This is a genomic window from Nocardiopsis sp. NPDC055824, assembly GCF_053616335.1.
In genome coordinates this window covers 1-17,212 of the sequence record NZ_JBSHDN010000064.1, presented here as the reverse complement: position 1 = coordinate 17,212, position 17,212 = coordinate 1, and the positions used below count along the sequence as shown (strand labels likewise).

Genomic DNA, 17,212 nt, shown 5'->3' with positions numbered 1-17,212 from the left:
CACCACCCACACGCACGATCCACCTCAGGGAGCGGTAATGACCGTCACCGACGCCACCCCGTCCACCTCCGACACCGGGAAGGCCGTGGTCCTCGACCGTATCGAGGACGCCATCGCCGAGTTCGCCGCGGGGCGGGCCATCGTGGTGGTGGACGACGAGGACCGCGAGAACGAGGGCGACATCATCTTCGCCGCCGAACTCGCGACGCCCGAACTGCTGGCGTTCATGATCCGCCACACCTCCGGCGTGGTGTGCGTGCCCCTGGAGGGGGAGGACCTCGACCGCCTGGACCTGCCGCTGATGACCGCGCGCAACGAGGAGAGCCTGCGCACGGCGTACACGGTCACCGTCGACGCGCGCGAGGGCGTGAGCACCGGCATCTCCGCGGCAGACCGCGCCCGTACCGTGCGCCTGCTGGCCTCCGCAGGGAGCCGGCCCGTCGACTTCGTCCGTCCCGGCCACATCCTTCCGCTGCGCGCCCGGCCGGGCGGCGTCCTCGCCAGACGCGGGCACACCGAGGCGTCGGTGGACTTCGCCCGCCTGGCCGGCCTGCGCCCCGCCGGGGTGCTCGCCGAGGTGGTCAACGACGACGGCACGATGGCCCGCCTGCCCCGGCTGCGCGAGTTCGCCGACGAGCACGGCCTCAAGCTGGTGTCGGTGGAGCAGCTGGCGGCCCACCGCGCGGCCCTCGGCGAGACCCTCACCGAGGAGGAGGCGCACCCGCCCCTGGTCACACGCATGGTCGAGACCCGTATGCCCAACCGGCACGGCGAGTGGCGCGCGATCGGCTTCAAGGGGACCGCCGACGGCGCCGAGCACGTCGCGCTGGTCCTCGGCGACCTGGCGGACGGGGCCGGTGTCCTGGCCCGCCTGCACTCGGAGTGCCTCACCGGGGACGCGTTCGGCTCGCACCGCTGCGACTGCGGGGCCCAGCTGGACGCGGCCATGGCCGACATCGCCGCGGAGGGCCGCGGGGTGGTCGTCTACCTGGGCGGCCACGAGGGCCGCGGGATCGGGCTGCTGCACAAGCTGCGCGCCTACAGCCTCCAGGACCGCGGCGCGGACACGGTCGACGCCAACCTGAGCCTGGGCATGCCCGCCGACGCACGCGAGTTCGGGGCCGGGGCCCGGATCCTCGCCGACCTGGGCGTGTCCTCGGTGCGGCTGCTGTCGAACAACCCCGACAAGGCGGAGAGCCTGGAGCGCCACGGCATCCGGGTCGAGGAGCGCGTCGGCATGCCGTCCTTCGTCACGGAGGACAACATCGACTACCTGCGCACCAAGCGGGACCGCATGGGCCACGACCTGGCGGGCGTGTCCGACTGAGGCCCCGGCCGGGGCCGTCCCGGCGAGAACAAGCCCTGCCCCTCCCCGATCCGGCGCCCGCCGGCCCGCGGGAGCCGCACATCTCACACACAGGAGACCCTCATGAGTGGTGAAGGACGTCCCGACCAGCACAGCGTGGACGCCTCCGGGCTCTCGGTGGGCATCGTCGCGACCCGGTGGAACGGGGCCGTGGTGGGCCCGATGCTCGCCCGGGCGCTGGAGGTCGTGAAGGCCTCCGGGGCGGCCGACCCGGTGGTGGTCGAGGTCGCGGGCGCCGTCGAGATCCCCGTGGTCGCCCAGGAGCTGGCCCGCAAGCACGACGCGGTGATCGCGCTGGGCGCGGTCATCCGCGGCGGCACCCCGCACTTCGACTACGTGTGCCAGTCGGTCACGCACGGCCTCACGGAGGTGGCCCTGCGCGAGTCCACCCCCGTGGGCAACGGTGTGCTCACCTGTGACACCCTGGAACAGGCGCGCGACCGCGCCGGCCTGCCCGGCAGCATCGAGGACAAGGGTGCCGAGGCGGCGCTGGCCGCACTGGACACGGCTGTGGCCCTGAAGGGGCTGCGCCGCTGACCGGACCCCGTCGCGCGCACGGGTGTCATCCCGGCCAGGTCTGGTGGAACGGTGGAGCAGTCGGTGCGGACGAAGGAACAGCCGGTGGACGAGGCGTCGAAGCAGCCGGTCCTGCCGAGGACGTGGCGGCCCCGGGCGGTGCGGATGGTCGCCTACGGCCTGGGCCTGCTGATCGTGGCCACCATGGCGGTGCTCGCCGCGATCCTGCCCGGGGACTGGCGGATCATGGACAGGCTCCTGCTCGTGGGCCTGGGCGTGGCGATCGCCGCGGGCCTGCACCTGATCGCCCGGCCCAGGCTCGTCGCCGCGGACGGGGGCGTGACCGTGGTCAACGGCATCCGCACCCACGTGCTGTCGTGGGCCGAGGTCGTCGACATCCGGATGCCGGTCGGCGAGCCCTGGCCCTCGGTGGACCTGTCGGACGGCACCACCCTGGCGGTGATGGGCATCCAGAGCGCTGACGGCGAGCTCGCCCTGCGCAACCTGGAGGAGTTCCGGTCCCTGCTGCACGACCGCGGTGAGGCACAGGAGCCCGGCCGGTCGTAGGTACCTCCAACGGGAGTCCTCGTTTCTTGACGGAACGGGGACTCCCGTCGTGTTGCGTGGGGCACATAGTTTGGTACCGAGAGCCACTCGACCGAACAGGAAGAGGTGCCGCGTGCGCGACATCCGAACGGCGGTGTCCGACCTCTACGCCTCAGGAGAGGTGTTCGCCCTGGCCACGGTGATCGACACCGACAAGAGCGCGCCCCGGGACCCGGGCGCGGCGATGCTGGTCAGCGCCTCCGGCGAGGTCGTCGGCAGCGTGTCCGGCGGTTGCGTGGAGGGCGCCGTCTACGAGGAGGCGCTGGAGGCCATCCGCACGGGCGTCCCCGTGCGCCGCACCTACGGGGTGAGCGACGAGGAGGCCTTCAGCGTCGGCCTGACGTGCGGGGGCACCCTGCACATGTTCGTCGAACCGGTCAGCCGGGCCTCCTACGGGCAGCTCGGCGCGGTGCTCGGGGCCATCGACGGGCACCGGCCGGTCGCCGTCGCGACCGTGGTGTCCGACCCGTCGGGGGCCGGGCGGACGGGTCGGCGCCGCGTGGTCTGGCCGGATCACGCGGAGGGGGACCTGGGTCCCGGCGGCGCCCGGCTGTCCGACGCGCTGGACGACGACGTGCGGGGGATGCTCGCCCAGGGCAGCACGGGGCTGCTGCGCTACGGCTCGGACGGGCAGCGGCGCGGCGACGAGCTGGAGGTGTTCGTCCAGTCGTTCGCGCCGGCCCCGCGCATGCTGGTGTTCGGCGCGATCGACTTCGCCGCGGCCGTGGCCGACCTGGGCTCCTACCTCGGCTACCGGGTGACGGTCTGCGACGCCCGGCCGGTGTTCGCGACGGCCAAGCGGTTCCCCACCGCGGACGAGGTGGTGGTGAAGTGGCCGCACGTGTTCCTCGACGAGATCGCCCACGAGATCGACGAGCGGACGGCGGTGTGCGTCCTCACCCACGATCCCAAGTTCGACGTGCCCGTGCTCAAGGCGGCCCTGGGCACCCGCGCCGGGTACATCGGGGCGATGGGCTCGCGGCGCACCCACGAGGACCGGCTGGAGCGGTTGCGCGAGGCCGGTGTGGGGGAGGAGGCGCTGGGGCGCCTGCACTCGCCGATCGGCCTGGACCTGGGTGCGCGCACCCCGGAGGAGACGGCGGTGTCGATCGCCGCCGAGCTGGTGCGGTCGCGCTGGGGCGGGACCGGGCGTGCGCTGAGCGAGACCAGTGGGCGAATTCACCGGGATGTCCCCGGTACCCCCCTGGTTCCGGCCGGATTCGGTCGCGCGGCGACGTGAACCGAAATGGTGCTCGTGCTGATGTGCCTGGTCACGGCCGGTGCCGCGCGGACGGAGTGAGAGGTCACCCGACCGTCTGCTCCAGGTGACCTGCCCCGTGGCCGCACGCGTGGCATCATCGCGTCATGGAAACTGGGGACGCGCAGGACAAGGAGCGGGAGCGAGCGGGCCGGGTCGCCGGCCTCCTTCTGGCTGCGGGCTCCGGCAGCAGACTGGGGCGCCCCAAGGCACTGGTGGAGGTGGGCGGCGAGCGCCTGGTGGACCGGGGCGTGCGGACCCTGGGAGACGGCGGGTGCGCGCCGGTCATGGTGGTGCTGGGCGCGGCCGACACGGTCGTCCGCGACGCCCACACGGTGTACAACCCCGACTGGGAGAGCGGGATGGGGTCCTCCGTGCGCGCGGGGATCGACGCCCTGCCCGACTCGGTGGACGCCGTCCTGATCGCCCTGGCCGACCAGCCCCTGGTGACCCCGGAGGCTGTGCACCGGCTGGTGGAGGCCCACGACGAGGGCGTGCGCGCGGCCGTGGCGACGTACAACGGCAACCAGCGCAACCCGGTGATGCTGGGTCGGGAGTACTGGTCGACGGTCTACGGCCTGGCGGTGCACGACGTGGGCGCGCGCCCGTTCCTGCGGGCCTACTCGCACTTGGTGACCGCTGTGGCCTGCGACGACATCGCCAGCCCGGAGGACATCGACACGGCCGAGGACCTGGAGCGGCTCACCGGGCTGCTGGGCGGGGAGGCCCCCGGCCCGGCCTGAGCGCCGGCGCCGCGGTGGGACGCGGGCCGCCCGGGACCGGCCCGGGGCGACCCCGGGGCCGCGGCGGTGCGGTCCCGGGGCGGCGGCGGTCAGGGGCGGGGGAGGGCTTCGGCGGTGATGCCGAAGGTGTGCCGGGTGGCGCCGCCCGGGGGCAGCACGATCAGGTCGGTGCCGGAGGCGAGCGCGTTCGCGGGGCAGGTCATCGGCTCCGCCGCAAGGTAGGCCCGGCGGTCGGACCCGCCGAGGGTGTCGGAGCTGAACACCTGCAACCAGTCGAAGCTGCGGTCGCACCACACCGACACCCGGTGCTCCGGGCCGCCGACCCGTACCCACGCGCGTCCGTCGCCGTCGCGCTCCAGGGACGTGAAGGCGGTGTCCAGCACCGTGTCGCCCAGCTGCCTGCCCGGGGTGCGGAAGTCGAGGCGGCCGTCCTCCACCGGGACCGGGTCGCCGGCGGGCAGCAGGCGGTCGTCCACGGGCAGCCTGGTGCCGGCGGTGACCTCCAGCGTGAGGTCGCCGCGCTCCGCGAGCACCGACAGGGGCTCGCCCAGGGTGAGGTAGGGGTGGAAGCCCAGGCCGAAGGGGGCGGGGGTGTCACCGGTGTTGCGGGCCTCGGCGGTGAGCGTCAGGCCGTCGCCGCCCAGCCGGTAGGCGAGGACCAGTTCCAGGGGGAACGGGAAGCCCGGGGCGCCCCCGAAGTCCAGCCGCAGTGTGGCCGCGTCGTCCGAGACCTCCTCGACCGACCACTCGCGGTCGTGGACCAGGCCGTGTATCGCGGTGCCCGTCGCCGCGTCGTTGACCTCCAGCCGGTACTCGGTCCCGGCGAAGCGGTAGACGCCCTCGCCCACCCGGTTCGGCCACGGGGCCAGGACCTGGCCCTGGAAGGCCCGGGGGCCCTCGTCGCCGTAGGGCCACACGATGTCGCGGTCGCGCCAGGCGAGCGCCCGCAGGCCCGCCCCGGTGCGGTCGACGCGGGCCAGGAACTCCCCGGCGCGCAGCTCGATCACCTCGCCCACGAGTACCCCTGCTTTCCCGTCACGGTCCGGCCGTGCGCCGAACCGGCCGATCATAGCCCACCGGACGTCCGCCGGCCTCGTCTCACCGGCCCCGCCGCTCCCGGAGCGCGGGGCCGGGGGACGGGCCCGACCCCTCCAGGGCGCGGGCCCGGGAGAGCCGGTCGGCGAACAGGGCGGCGTCGACGTCCTCGGGCGAGCGGAGCCTGACCTGGGTCGTCCCCCTCGCCCCGGGCTCCGGTCGGCCGGAGGGGGCGGCCGGCTCCTTCCCCCCAGAGGCCGAGGGTCACGTACGAGGAGCAGCCCCTGACGTAGCAGACGGGGGACAGGCCGGGCTCCGCGCCGAGGCTCCATGCGGGGTGGCCGTGCCAGAGGGCGCCGGTCCCGGGCAGGGCCTCCTCTACGACGGCGACGAGGGCCCGGGCCGCCGCCCGCAGGCCGTCAGGGAGGGCGGCGGTGTGGTCGGCGACGGTCGTGTGCGCTGCCGCGGTGGTTCCCTGTCCGTGTTCGGGTTGGTGGCGGAGGAGCGGTGGGGAGGGTGCGGTGCGGACGGTCAGACGGTGCGCAGGCACCGGGCGGCGACCAGGGAGATCCACAGCATCGCGGTGACGGCGCCCACGGCCAGGGTCAGGGACCCGCCCTGTCCCCCCGTCATCGCCCAGCCGTTGCCGAGGAGCAGGGCGGTGCCGGCGACACGGGAGGCCGCGGCCGTCCCCCGGCGCCCGTTCCGGGAGAAGTGGTGGCCCAGGACGTAGCAGGCGGCGATCAGGGCGGAGAAGGAGACCGTTCCCGCGGCCATGTGTCCGAGGGCGTGCCCGCTGAGCGCCGCCGGAGTGTCCAGGGGCGTGCCGGAGGGGAAACCCGCGGCCGGGTCCATGACGAACGCGCCGGCGGCGATCATCCCGGCGCCGTGGACCAGGATCAGACCCGGGATCCAGGAGCCCCCGGGGGTGCCGCGCAGGACGCGCCGCAGGCCGAACGCCCCGGCGACGGCCAGCGCTCCGGCCAGGGTGAAGTTGGCGATCTGGAGCCAGCCCAGGGAGCCGTTGCTCAGCATGCTCAGGGGATGCCTGGTCAGGTCGAAGCCCTCACGGGTGGCGGCCTGGGCGAGGGAGACCACCGTCCAGAGGGGGGCCGAGGCGATCGCCGCGCCCAACAGGAGGCGGGTGCTCGCCGCGGTGCGTCCGACGGGGGCGGGGGCGGTTTCCAGGGCGACGGCCATGGTGGTTCCTCTCTCGGTGTGCTGCTCTGTTCTCACCGACACGTCGATGCGCCGATGTGACAGGGAACGGCCCCGTTCCCTGTCACATCGGCCTGATCGACGTCCCACCGGAAGTACCGGAAACCCACGAGGGAGAACGACCGCATGCGCTTTCTGATGACCACCAAGCCCAGTGACACCGCCGCCGACGAGAACCTCTACACCGAGATGGCCGCGTTCGTGGAGGAGCTCACCGCCTCCGGCGTCCTGCTGGCCACGGGCGGGCTGGAGCCCGGCGGCCTCCGGTTGACGTCGGCCGGGGGCGAGATCACGGTGACGGACGGCCCGTTCACCGAGGCCAGAGAGGTGGTGGCCGGGTTCGCCCTGGTCGAGGTGCGATCCAGGGAGGAGGCGCTGGAGGTCGCCCGCCGCTTCCGCCGCATCGTCGGCGACGGCGAGAGCGTGGTCCAGCAGGTCTTCGGCCCCTGACCGGCCGGTGCCGGACCCGGCCCCCGCGCGGGGGCGCCCTTCCGCACCGCACGGCACCGCCCCGGTTTGCGCTCGTCCCGGGGCGGTGCTGTCATCGTGCCCGTGACCGATGCCCACCGCACCGTCGACGCGGTCTGGAAACTGGAGTCGGCGAGGATCGTCGCCGGGCTCACCCGGATGGTGCACGACGTGGGCGCCGCCGAGGAGCTGGCCCAGGACGCCCTCGTGGCCGCGCTCGAGCAGTGGCCCGAGAAGGGCGTGCCCGACAACCCCGGCGCCTGGCTGATGGCGATCGCCAAGCGCCGGGCTGTCGACCGCATCCGCCGCTCCCGGAACCTGGAGCGCAAGCACGAGCTGATCGCCCACGGCATGGAGCGCGGAACCGGCCCCGAGCCGGAGCCGGACGGCGACGACGTCCTGCGCCTGCTGTTCGTGACCTGCCACCCCGTACTGGCCACCGCGGAGCGGGTCGCGCTGACCCTGCGCCTGGTCGCCGGGCTGACCACGGAGGAGATCGCCCGCGCCTTCCTCACGGGCGAGGCCCGCATCGCCCAGCGCGTGGCGGCCGCGAAGCGCACGCTCGCCGAGCAGGGGGTGGGCTTCGAGCTGCCCTCGGGCGCCGAACTCTCCGAGCGGCTCTCGTCCGTGCTCGGCGTCGTCTACCTCGTCTTCAACGAGGGCTACACGGCGACCTCGGGGGAGGGGCTGACGCGTCCCGGGCTGTGCCTGGAGGCGCTGCGCCTGGGCCGGACCCTGGCCGAACTGGTGCCGGACGAGGCCGAGGCGCACGGCCTGGTGGCACTGATGGAGCTCCAGCAGGCCCGTGCCGGAGCCCGGACCGGGCCCTCCGGCGAACTCCTGCGGCTGGACGAGCAGAACCGCGGCCGCTGGGACCCGCTGCTCATCCGGCGCGGGTTCGCCGCCATGCTCCGGGCCCGCGACGCGGGCGGCCCTCCCGGTCCCTACACGCTCCAGGCGGCCATCGCGGTCTGCCACGCCGGGGCGGCCACGGCCGAGGACACCGACTGGGAGCGGATCGCCGTCCTGTACGACCTGCTGGCCGAGCGGCTGCCGACGCCGGTCGTCCTCCTCAACCGGGCGGTGGCGGTGGGGCGGGCGCGCGGCCCCGCCGAGGGGCTGGCGCTGGTCGACGCGCTGGCCGACGATCCGGCGCTGCGCGACTACCACCTCCTCCCCGGCGTGCGGGGCGACCTGCTGGTCCTGCTGGGGCGGGAGGGCGAGGCGGGGAGGGAGTTCCTGCGCGCCGCCGCCCTGGCCGGCAACGCCGTCGAACGGGCGTTCCTGCTCGGCCGCGCCGAGACCGTCGCCGGGCCCCGGCCCGAGGGCCCGACCCTGGGGAGCCTCTCCCGGGACTTCCTCGGCCGCCCCGACCTGGACGCCGCGACCGTCCGCTCCTACGGGCAGACCCTGGGGCGCCTGTGCCGGTCGCTGGGAGAGGACCTGCCGGCCGCCGACCTCGACGCCGGGGCCGTGGCACGGGTGTTCGCCGCGGCGTGGGGGGAGGCGGCCCCGCGGACCTGGAACCGCCACCGGTCGGCGGTCCGCTCGTTCGGGGCCTGGGCCGGACTGGAGGGCCTCGACACGGGACTCGGGCGGCGCGCCGAGGCCCGGACCGGGGCGCCGCCGCTCGACCCCGCGCAGCTCGCCCTGCTGTGGGACGGGGAGGGCAGGGCCCTGCGGGAGCGGGTCCTGTGGCGGCTCCTGCACGAGTCCGGCGCGGGGGTGGGCGCGGTGCTGGCGCTGAACGTGGAGGACCTGGACCTGGAGGACCGCCGCGCCCGCTCGGGCGGCTCCTGGGTGCACTGGCGTTCGGGGACGGCCCGGCTGCTGCCCCGGCTCGTGGCGGGGCGGGAGCGGGGGCCGCTCTTCCTCGCGGACCGGCGTCCGGGCCCCGCCCGCAGGCCCGCCGAGGCGGACCTGTGCCCGGTGACGGGGCGCGGGCGCCTGTCGTATCCGCGTGCCGAATACCTGTTCAAGCAGGCCGGCAGGGAACTGGATCCGGCGGGGGAGGGGTACACCCTGCGCCGGCTCAAGGGGTGAGGCCGCGTGCGCGGGCCGGCGCCCGCAGACGGGGTGGGGTCGCGCACGTGCCGTGGGGACCCCCCGTGTGCCGGAACCCGGGCCGCGGTGCGCGCGGCCCCTCGGCCCGGCGGGGAACGCGGCGGCGGGGTCCCGCCGCCGGGGGCGGGCGCGGGCCCGTCCCCGGCGGCCGGGGACGTCAGCCGAGCAGGCCGTCGAGCGGGATCAGCACGCCCGAGCCCAGGGCGACCAGCCCCGTGGAGAGCAGGACCACCAGCATGAACAGGGACCCCGCCACTGCCAGGCGGAACGCCGCCAGGCGGCGGCGGGCACGCGCGCTGGGCTTCTTGCTGGCGGCGGACCGGCCCAGCGCCACCAGCACGACCGCCAGCAGCACGGGGAACCACCACGCGTCACCCGCACCGCCGGGCAGCAGGCCGGTCACCGACCCGGTCACCTCGGACAGCCACCCCAGGAGGCCGCCGCCGCCCGCCTCCAGCAGCCCCGTGTACGCACCGGTCACGAACTCGCTCTCGGGGTAGAAGCCCTCCTCCGGACGCATCACGCGGCCCAGGCCGTCGACCAGGCCCAGCAGCGCGGCAGGGTAGGCGAAGCGGCGGCAGCGGCCCGCGGACATCGCCCGCTGGATCTGGCTCATGGTCCGCTCGACCCGGCGGGTGGCCCTCTCCTGGTCGCGGCGGTTGCGCGCCGGCTCCCCGGCGCCCGAGGGGTCGTAGGGGTTGGGGACGGCCTGGTTGTCCGGCCGGGTGGGAGCCGTGGCGGCCTCCGCCCGGCGCTGCCGGGCCGTCGACACCTTCCCCCGGGCCTCGGTCCAGCGGGCCCGGGCCGATCCGGCCAGCGCCGCCCACCGGTCCTGGCGGCGCGCCCTGCCGTCGGCCCGCTCCCGGGCGGCGACGGCCCCGCCGACCCGGGCGGCCTCGGGCAGCAGCAGGAGCGCCGTGAGCACGGCGCCCCTGGTGGCGACGGCGTCGCCACCGGCGCCGTCGCGCAGCGCCTGGCGGCGCAGCTCCGCCCACCACGGGGCGTGCGGGGCGTCGCTGCGCTGCTTGGGGTGCCAGGACTGGCGGCGCAGCAGCGAGCGGTGGCGTGAGGCGGTGTCGGGGACGAGCACCAGTTCGACGGCCCGCGCCCACGCGGTGTCCGTCTCGTGGGCGTCGGGGCGGCGCGGGGCGTCGGGCCCGGAGCCGACCAGGCGGTCCACGTTCTCGGTGACCCGTCGCATGAGCAGCGGCACCTCGTGCTGGACGCGCTCCAGCAGGGCGCACCGGCCCGAACCGCCCGACCGGCAGGCCGGGTGCGGGCACCAGTGCTGGGATCCCAGGCCCACCGCGCCCGACTCCACGGCCTCGCGCACCACCGCGTGGCGGCTCGCGTCGCCGGTGGCCAGCGCCAGGAGGCCGTCGGCGCTGATCTCGTGGCCCCGGAAGCGCGGCGGCATACCGGGCACGTAGCGGGCGGCCAGGGCGCTGATCGCCACGTGGGCGAGCTCGGGCCGGGCGTCCAGCCCGGTCAGGTAGGCGCGGTCGAAGGTGTAGTCGTTGACCTCGCGGTCGAGCCAGGTGCGCAGTTCCGGCCAGTGGCTGCGCAGCCACATGGCCCCGGTCTCGGAGCGGTCCAGCAGGTCGAAGGCCAGGCTCGGGGGGTCCTCGTGGCTGGCCCCGGCGAAGTTGACGGGCCGCAGGCGGCGGGCGGTGCGGATCTGCGGGCGTTCGCCGGCCAGCCACTGGGCGACCTCGTCGTAGCCCCACCGGGCGGACGGGGCGGGTGCGAGCAGGCCGCGGACGAGCAGGCGCCAGCGCTCGTCGGTGATCGCGGAGATGTCCACCTCGGTGTTGCGGGCGGTCAGCCAGTTGCCGCCGCGCTCGGGGCGGCGCCCGGTCACGAGCTCGTGCACCATCACGCCCAGGGACCACCAGGAGGCGGGGCCCTCCCGGCGGCCCTCGACGACCTCGGGGGCGGCGTAGTCCTCGGTGATGGCGAGTCCGCCGTAGACCCGGCTCATGGTGGCCCGCACGGCCCCGCCGAAGTCGGTCAGGGCCACGACCGGCGGGTCCAGGGAGCGCACCAGCAGGTTCTCGGGCTTGACGTCGGTGTGGTTGTGCTGGAGCTCGTCCTGCCAGTGGTGCAGGCACTCGGCCACGGCGGAGAGCACGGCGCGCGCCCGGTCGTCGTCCAGGGGCGCCTGGTCGATGACGGCGCGCAGCGTCCCCAGGGAGAAGTACTCCTGGGCCTCCCAGGCCAGGTCCTCCCCCCAGGAGCTGGCCGCGGTGCCGTACCCGTGGATGGCCGGGGTGTGCGGCGAGGCGGTGCCGCGGGCCCGGAGCCGGTCCAGGAGTTCGCGGTTGATGTCGTGGCCGGGCCGGTACACCTTGAGGGCGAGGCGGCGTCCGGGGGAGTCGGTGGGCTCTGCCAGGTAGACGACGGCCTCGCCGCCCGCGCCGACGTGGTCGAGCACCTGGTACCGGCGCCGCAGCTCGGCGGGCACGGCGTAGTCGAGGTCGCCGGCCGGGCCGACCACCACGCGGGAGACCAGGCGGGCCATCCAGTCCAGGAGCGGGCCGAACAGCGTCCTCCACCACGGGGTGCGGCCGTCGTCGCGGCCGTCCCCGGGGATGGTCCGCGCCGGGCGCCGTCCGCCGGGGCCGGCGGGCGCGGTCGGTCCGGCGGGCGGACCGCCGCCGGGCAGGACGCCGGTGCGGTCCGGTGAAGGAGGGGCGACGCGGGTGGGAGCCGGCCCGCCGTCGCGGTCGTCGGAGCCGGGGCGGAGGACACGCGTGACCCAGCGCGTGGCTCCCGCGCGGTCCGGGCCGCTCCGTGCGGTGGTCGCGGTGGGGTCGATCCGTTGGGTCGGCGCGTTCTCGTCACCGGGGTCGGGCGTGACCATGGAGGTCGGGGCCATCCTTCGGATAGGCGGTGGTGTCGTCGGTGTCCGGGGGGATCGACGGACCCTTCCAGGGTAGGTCCCGTGCGGCACCGTCGCCGGTGCCGCGGAACCGTCCGCGAGCGGGTCCGCCGTCTCCCTCCTACCCCGTTTGACTCCTCACGCCTCCGTGGAGTTCCGCCCGGTTCCCGCCGCTCCGGCGCCGCCCGGGTGCTGCTCCCTCGGGACGAGGCCGAGTGCGGAGCAGGCCTCCCGGTACAGGCGCACGACCTCGGCGCGGATCTGCGGACGCTCGGTCAGCGGCCGCTCCCAGGGGACGCGGACGACCCGCTCGGCGCCGTCCTCCGTCACCGCGTAGTCGCCCCCGTCACCGTCCAGCCCGGTCATCCGGGCGGCGGTGGCGCCGGGCGCTCCCCCGAAGGCCCGGCAGATGAGGAGGGTGTCCTCCGGGTGGTCGCCGTTCATGTGCGCGGCGACCGCGGCGACGACGTCGGGCGAGAAGGGGTTGGGCGGGGACAATGTGCCTCCTGGAGGTGGGCGGTGTCACGGAAGGACGAAACGGGGGAGGGCTGTGCGCCCTCCCCCGCCGACGATATCCGAGATCCCCAGGATGATGACAGGGTGTCGTCACCTTGGCCGGGCGGTGTCCGTGTCCCACCGGGGGGCCTGTCCGGCGACCCCGGGTCCCGGCCGTCCCGGGGCGGCCGCCCGCCGCCGCACCGGGTCCCGCGGGCCTCAGGCCTGGCGGGTGAACTCGGCGTCGATCTCGATGGTGATCTTGTCGCCGACGACCACGCCGCCGCCGTCCATGGGCATCTCGATGTCCACGCCGAACTCCTTGCGGCTGATCTGCGTGCTGGCGGCGAAGCCGGCGCGGTCCAGGCCGTACGGGTCCAGGGTGGAGCCGTTGAACTCCAGGGCCAGCTCGACCGGGTTGGTCCTGCCCTTGATGGCCAGCTCGCCCTTGAGGACGAAGTCCTCGCCCCTGGCCTCGATGCCGGTGGAGCGGAAGGTGAACTGCGGGTTCTGGTCGACGTCGAAGAAGTCGGCGGACCGGATGTGGTTGTCGCGGTCGCCGTTGTCGGTGTTGATGGAGCCGGCGTCGATGGTGGCCTCGACGGAGGACAGGGCGGGGTCCTCGGGAACCGTCAGCGTCGCCTCGAACTTCTCGAAGCGGCCGCGCACCTTGCTGACCATCATGTGGCGCACCGAGAAGCCGATGACGGAGTGGGTCGGGTCGATCGTCCAGGTGCCGGGCTTCAGTTCCTGAGCTGCCATGGTGTGTCTCCCTGTCGGGTTCGGCGGACCCGCGGGTCGGGTCCGGTGGTCTCTACTGAGGAACAAAGTACCTTAGAAGATTCTTCCTGGGAAGGATTCTAGGGTCTCCGCCGGAACCGTGCAAGGGGCGCCCGCCCGCCACGGCCTAGGCTTGGCGCATGGAGAACGCTGCGTGGCTCGACGGAGGCGAACAGCGCGTCTGGCGCGGGTTCCTCAGGATGAACGCCTGGATCTACGACGAGCTGGAGAAGGACCTGCGGGACCGCACCGGGCTCTCGCTCGTGGAGTACGGCATCCTCGTCCACCTCTCCGAGGCCCCCGGCCGCCGTATGCGCATGCGGGTGCTCGCCGACAGCGTCATCGTGTCCAAGAGCAGGCTCTCCCACCAGGTCGCGCGGCTCGAACGCGACGGCTACGTGCGCCGCGAGCACTGCGACGACGACAGGCGCGGGCTCTGGGCGGTGCTGGAGGACGAGGGGGCGGCGGTCCTCGACCGGGCCGCGCCCGGACACGCCGTGCGGGTCCGCTCCCTGGTCTTCGACAAGCTCTCCGGGGAGCAGGTGCGGCAGCTCGCCGCCGTCATCGACGCGCTGGAAGGTGACGAAGCCGTTTCCCGGGGACAGGACTCCGTGTGACCGGAGTACGGGCCGCCCGGGCCCCGGGTAGAGTCGGAGCCCGTGAGCAGACCATCGATCATCGGCGCCCAGAACTTCCGTGACGACGACGGCGGAGCCGACCCGGAGGTCGAGTCCTGCCTGCGCCGGCACGCGGCGGGCGAGATCGGCGACCGCCAGGTCCTCGCCGCCCTCAGCCGGTCCCGCCTGCTCATCCCGGTCGTGGCCGTGGCCACCGGGACCGAGGAGGGGGTCGGCGGGCTGACCAAGGACAAGAGCAGCGAGGTCGCCGTCCCCATCATGACGGGCAGGGACGGGCGCCGCGGAGTGCTCGCCTTCACCTCGGTCGACGCGGTGCGGCGCTGGCGGCCGGACGCGCGCCCCGTGCCCTTCACGACCAAGGACGCCTGCCAGGCCGCCGTGGAGGAGGGCGCCGACGCCCTGGTCGTCGACGTCTCCGGCCCCGTGCCCCACACCGTCCAGGGCCGCTTCCTCACCATGCTCGCCGAGACCGGCGCCGTTCCCGAACCCAAGGACGACCCGCAGGTCCTCGCCCTCGTCTACCGGGTGACCCACGGCGAGTTCGGCATCGAGCGCGTGCGCATCCACCCCTCCGAGCGGGGCGAGATCGGCATCCGCCTCGAACTCGAGGAGCGCGACGACGAGGCGCTGCGCCGCGTGGCCGAGAGGCTCGCCTCCGAGCTCGGGCACGTGCTGCCGGGGGGCATCGAGCTCAGCGCCGTCGTACGGGCCAGGCGCGACTAGGGCGCGGCCCGCGGGGCCCGGCGCGCCGATCGCCGCGATCCCGGAACGACCCGCGGAACACGGCCGGGGGACCCCGCCGCGGGCGGGGTTGTCCACAGGGGGGACCGGGTTGTGTCGCGGCGGGCGGCGGAAGGGTAACTTCCCACCATGCCCACCCCCGCGGTGCTCGCGTCCTCCCCGTACCTGTGGACGGTCCTCGTCGCCGTCCCCCTCGCCCTGCTCGGCCTGGCGGTCGGCCGGCTCAACGGCCGGGTCGTCCCGCTGTTCGGGCCCGCAGGCCCTCCCCGGCCGAGGGGAGGCCCCGGCGCCGTCCCGGTGCCCGCGGAGGGCCCGCCCGGGGCGGGCCGCGACGACGCCGGGGCGGAGCCCGGGGCCACCGGGGGCGGTCCCCGCCCCGGGACCGCCGAGGAGGAGGACGAGGGACCCCCGCCGCCGCGGTGCCCCCACTGCCTGGCCGAGATCCGTTTCCTCCCCGGGCTCCCCGCCGTGGAGGCCCGGGCCTTCCGAAGACGCGGGGCCTGCCCCCACTGCGAACGGGCCATCCGCTCCGACCCCGCCGTGATCGCCGCCACCGCGGTCCTCTTCGGGCTCGTGGGCGCCGTGTGCACCCTCGGCCCCGACCTGTCGCCCTTCGGCCTGCTCGCCGTCCTGTGGCTGGTCTCGGTGGGCGTCCCGCTGTCCGTCATCGACCTGCGGGTGATGCGCCTGCCCGACGCCGTCGTCGCCCCCGCCTACCCGGTCGCCGCCGCGCTGCTGGGGGCCTCCGTCCTCCTCCCGCCGAGCGGACCCGATCCGGGGCGGGCCGCCGATGCGCTCCTCAGTATGGTCTTCGTCACGGTGGTCTACTGGCTGCTGTGGAGGGTCCACCGCGGCGGGATCGGGTTCGGCGACGTCAAGCTCTCCGGCCTCACCGGCCTGTACGCGGGGTGGGCGGCGGGCCCGCTCGGAGCGCTCGTCGCGGTCTTCTGGGCCTTCGCCGCGTTCTCCCTCGTGGGACTCGCGCTCATGGCGCTGCGCCGCCTCACGCGCAGGGACCCCTACCCGCTCGGCCCGTTCATGCTCGCCGCCACCCTGGCGACCGTCCTCGTCGGGCAGCCCCTGCTGCCGTAGGCCGTCCCGGCCCGCGTGCGCCCCGAGCGGGGCGGACACCCTCCCGGGCGGCCGGGCCCCCGCACCGCCCCGGATGCCACCCCGGCCCGCGATCCGTGGGAGGATCGTGCACATGTTGCGTTGGCTGACCGCGGGGGAGTCCCACGGACCCGCACTCGTCGCGATTCTGGAGGGCCTCCCGGCCGGTGTGTCCGTCACCTCTGACGACATCGCCGCCGCGCTGCTCCGCCGCCGCGCCGGGTACGGCCGTGGCGCCCGGATGAAGTTCGAGAAGGACCAGGTCTCCGTCATCGGAGGCATTCGCCACGGCCGCACCCAGGGGGGTCCCGTCGCGATCGAGGTCGGGAACACCGAGTGGCCCAAGTGGGAGAAGGTGATGTCGCCCGACCCGGTTCCCGCCGAGGAGCTGGAGGGCCTGGCGCGCAACGCGCCCCTCACCCGCCCCCGCCCGGGGCACGCCGACCTGGTCGGCATGCAGAAGTACGGGCACGTGGAGTCGCGCCCCGTCCTGGAGCGCGCCAGCGCCCGTGAGACGGCGGCCCGCGTCGCGATCGGCGAGGTGGCCCGGCAGTTCTGCCGCCAGGCCCTCGGCGTCGAGATCGTCAGCCACGTGGTGTCCATGGGACCGGTCGAGGTGCCCGAGGGCTCCCCGGAACCGCGCCCCGAGGACCTGGCCGCCGTCGACGCCGACCCGCTGCGCTGCTTCGACGCCGAGACCAGCGCCCGCATGGTGGCGGAGGTCGACGACACCAAGAAGGCCGGCGACACCCTCGGCGGCGTGGTGGAGGTCCTCGCCTACGGACTGCCGCCCGGCCTGGGCAGCCACGTCCACTGGGACCGGCGCCTGGACTCCCGGCTCGCCGGGGCCCTCATGGGCATCCAGGCGATCAAGGGCGTCGAGGTCGGCGACGGGTTCCGCACCGCCGCCCGGCGCGGGTCGGTCGCGCACGACGAGATCGAGCCCGGACCGGACGGTGTCCGCCGCCGCACCAACCGCGCGGGCGGGGTCGAGGGCGGCATGACCACCGGCGACCCCCTGCGCGTGCGCGCGGCGATGAAGCCCATCGCCACCGTCCCCAACGCGCTGGACACCATCGACATCGGGACCGGCGAGCCCGCCCGGGCCGACCACCAGCGCAGCGACGTCACCGCGGTCCCGGCCGCCGGCGTGGTCGCCGAGGCGATGGTCGCCCTGGTGCTCGCCGAGGCCGCCGTCGAGAAGTTCGGCGGCGACTCGGTCGCCGAGACCGCGCGCAACCTCCGCGGCTACATGGAGTCGCTCGACATCCGCTGATCCGGCGGCCCGCGTCC

At 75.2% G+C, this 17,212-nt stretch carries 16 protein-coding genes; 11 read left to right on the top strand and 5 right to left on the bottom strand.

Annotated elements, in window-relative coordinates:
* Positions 1–37: 37 nt before the first annotated feature.
* The 5 genes from ACWGL3_RS15245 to ACWGL3_RS15225 all read left to right on the top strand — a co-directional run bounded on the left by ACWGL3_RS15245 (position 38) and on the right by ACWGL3_RS15225 (position 4,489).
* On the top strand, positions 38–1,327 hold the full coding sequence (locus ACWGL3_RS15245) for a bifunctional 3,4-dihydroxy-2-butanone-4-phosphate synthase/GTP cyclohydrolase II (protein WP_267945850.1): 1,290 nt from the start codon (positions 38–40) through the stop codon (positions 1,325–1,327).
* Between the two features lie 102 nt (positions 1,328–1,429).
* Positions 1,430–1,903, top strand: a complete 474-nt coding sequence (gene ribH / locus ACWGL3_RS15240) for a 6,7-dimethyl-8-ribityllumazine synthase (RefSeq protein ID WP_267945849.1) — start codon at positions 1,430–1,432, stop codon at positions 1,901–1,903.
* A gap of 84 nt (positions 1,904–1,987) precedes the next feature.
* Complete coding sequence (locus ACWGL3_RS15235; RefSeq protein ID WP_267950460.1) at positions 1,988–2,449, top strand: PH domain-containing protein; 462 nt, start codon at positions 1,988–1,990, stop codon at positions 2,447–2,449.
* Between the two features lie 112 nt (positions 2,450–2,561).
* The gene (locus ACWGL3_RS15230; RefSeq protein ID WP_452461432.1) at positions 2,562–3,728 is read left to right on the top strand and encodes an XdhC family protein; all 1,167 of its coding nucleotides are present in this window, start codon (positions 2,562–2,564) and stop codon (positions 3,726–3,728) included.
* Between the two features lie 125 nt (positions 3,729–3,853).
* Positions 3,854–4,489 carry a nucleotidyltransferase family protein gene (locus ACWGL3_RS15225; protein WP_267945847.1) on the top strand — a complete coding sequence of 212 codons (636 nt, stop codon included), beginning with the start codon at positions 3,854–3,856 and terminating at the stop codon, positions 4,487–4,489.
* A gap of 89 nt (positions 4,490–4,578) precedes the next feature.
* Here the strand turns inward: ACWGL3_RS15225 and ACWGL3_RS15220 are convergent, their stop codons facing one another.
* The gene (locus tag ACWGL3_RS15220; protein WP_267945846.1) at positions 4,579–5,505 is read right to left on the bottom strand and encodes an aldose 1-epimerase family protein; all 927 of its coding nucleotides are present in this window, start codon (positions 5,503–5,505) and stop codon (positions 4,579–4,581) included.
* 550 nt (positions 5,506–6,055) lie between these two features.
* Complete coding sequence (locus ACWGL3_RS15215; RefSeq protein ID WP_352982936.1) at positions 6,056–6,724, bottom strand: DUF998 domain-containing protein; 669 nt, start codon at positions 6,722–6,724, stop codon at positions 6,056–6,058.
* A gap of 144 nt (positions 6,725–6,868) precedes the next feature.
* Between ACWGL3_RS15215 and ACWGL3_RS15210 the strand changes: the two genes are divergently transcribed.
* Entirely contained in the window at positions 6,869–7,192 is a 324-nt protein-coding gene (locus ACWGL3_RS15210) for a YciI family protein (RefSeq protein ID WP_267945844.1), read from the top strand.
* Positions 7,193–7,294: 102 nt separating this feature from the next.
* Entirely contained in the window at positions 7,295–9,253 is a 1,959-nt protein-coding gene (locus ACWGL3_RS15205) for a DUF6596 domain-containing protein (protein ID WP_452461431.1), read from the top strand.
* Positions 9,254–9,431: 178 nt separating this feature from the next.
* Here ACWGL3_RS15205 and ACWGL3_RS15200 read toward each other — a convergent pair whose 3' ends face one another.
* The 3 genes from ACWGL3_RS15200 to ACWGL3_RS15190 form a co-directional block, all read right to left on the bottom strand.
* Positions 9,432–12,137: a protein kinase domain-containing protein gene (locus ACWGL3_RS15200; protein WP_267950459.1), complete on the bottom strand. Its 2,706-nt coding sequence runs from the start codon at positions 12,135–12,137 to the stop codon at positions 9,432–9,434.
* 156 nt (positions 12,138–12,293) lie between these two features.
* Complete coding sequence (locus ACWGL3_RS15195) at positions 12,294–12,653, bottom strand: DUF2470 domain-containing protein (RefSeq protein WP_267945842.1); 360 nt, start codon at positions 12,651–12,653, stop codon at positions 12,294–12,296.
* Positions 12,654–12,869: 216 nt separating this feature from the next.
* A complete protein-coding gene (locus ACWGL3_RS15190; RefSeq protein ID WP_267945841.1) occupies positions 12,870–13,412 on the bottom strand; it encodes a YceI family protein in 543 nt (180 codons plus the stop codon).
* Between the two features lie 158 nt (positions 13,413–13,570).
* Between ACWGL3_RS15190 and ACWGL3_RS15185 the strand changes: the two genes are divergently transcribed.
* The 4 genes from ACWGL3_RS15185 to aroC all read left to right on the top strand — a co-directional run bounded on the left by ACWGL3_RS15185 (position 13,571) and on the right by aroC (position 17,195).
* Complete coding sequence (locus ACWGL3_RS15185; RefSeq protein ID WP_267945840.1) at positions 13,571–14,047, top strand: MarR family winged helix-turn-helix transcriptional regulator; 477 nt, start codon at positions 13,571–13,573, stop codon at positions 14,045–14,047.
* 42 nt (positions 14,048–14,089) lie between these two features.
* On the top strand, positions 14,090–14,791 hold the full coding sequence (locus ACWGL3_RS15180; protein WP_267945839.1) for an SseB family protein: 702 nt from the start codon (positions 14,090–14,092) through the stop codon (positions 14,789–14,791).
* A gap of 147 nt (positions 14,792–14,938) precedes the next feature.
* A complete protein-coding gene (locus ACWGL3_RS15175; protein WP_267945838.1) occupies positions 14,939–15,901 on the top strand; it encodes a prepilin peptidase in 963 nt (320 codons plus the stop codon).
* 112 nt (positions 15,902–16,013) lie between these two features.
* Complete coding sequence (aroC, locus tag ACWGL3_RS15170; protein WP_267945837.1) at positions 16,014–17,195, top strand: chorismate synthase; 1,182 nt, start codon at positions 16,014–16,016, stop codon at positions 17,193–17,195.
* Positions 17,196–17,212: the final 17 nt, after the last annotated feature.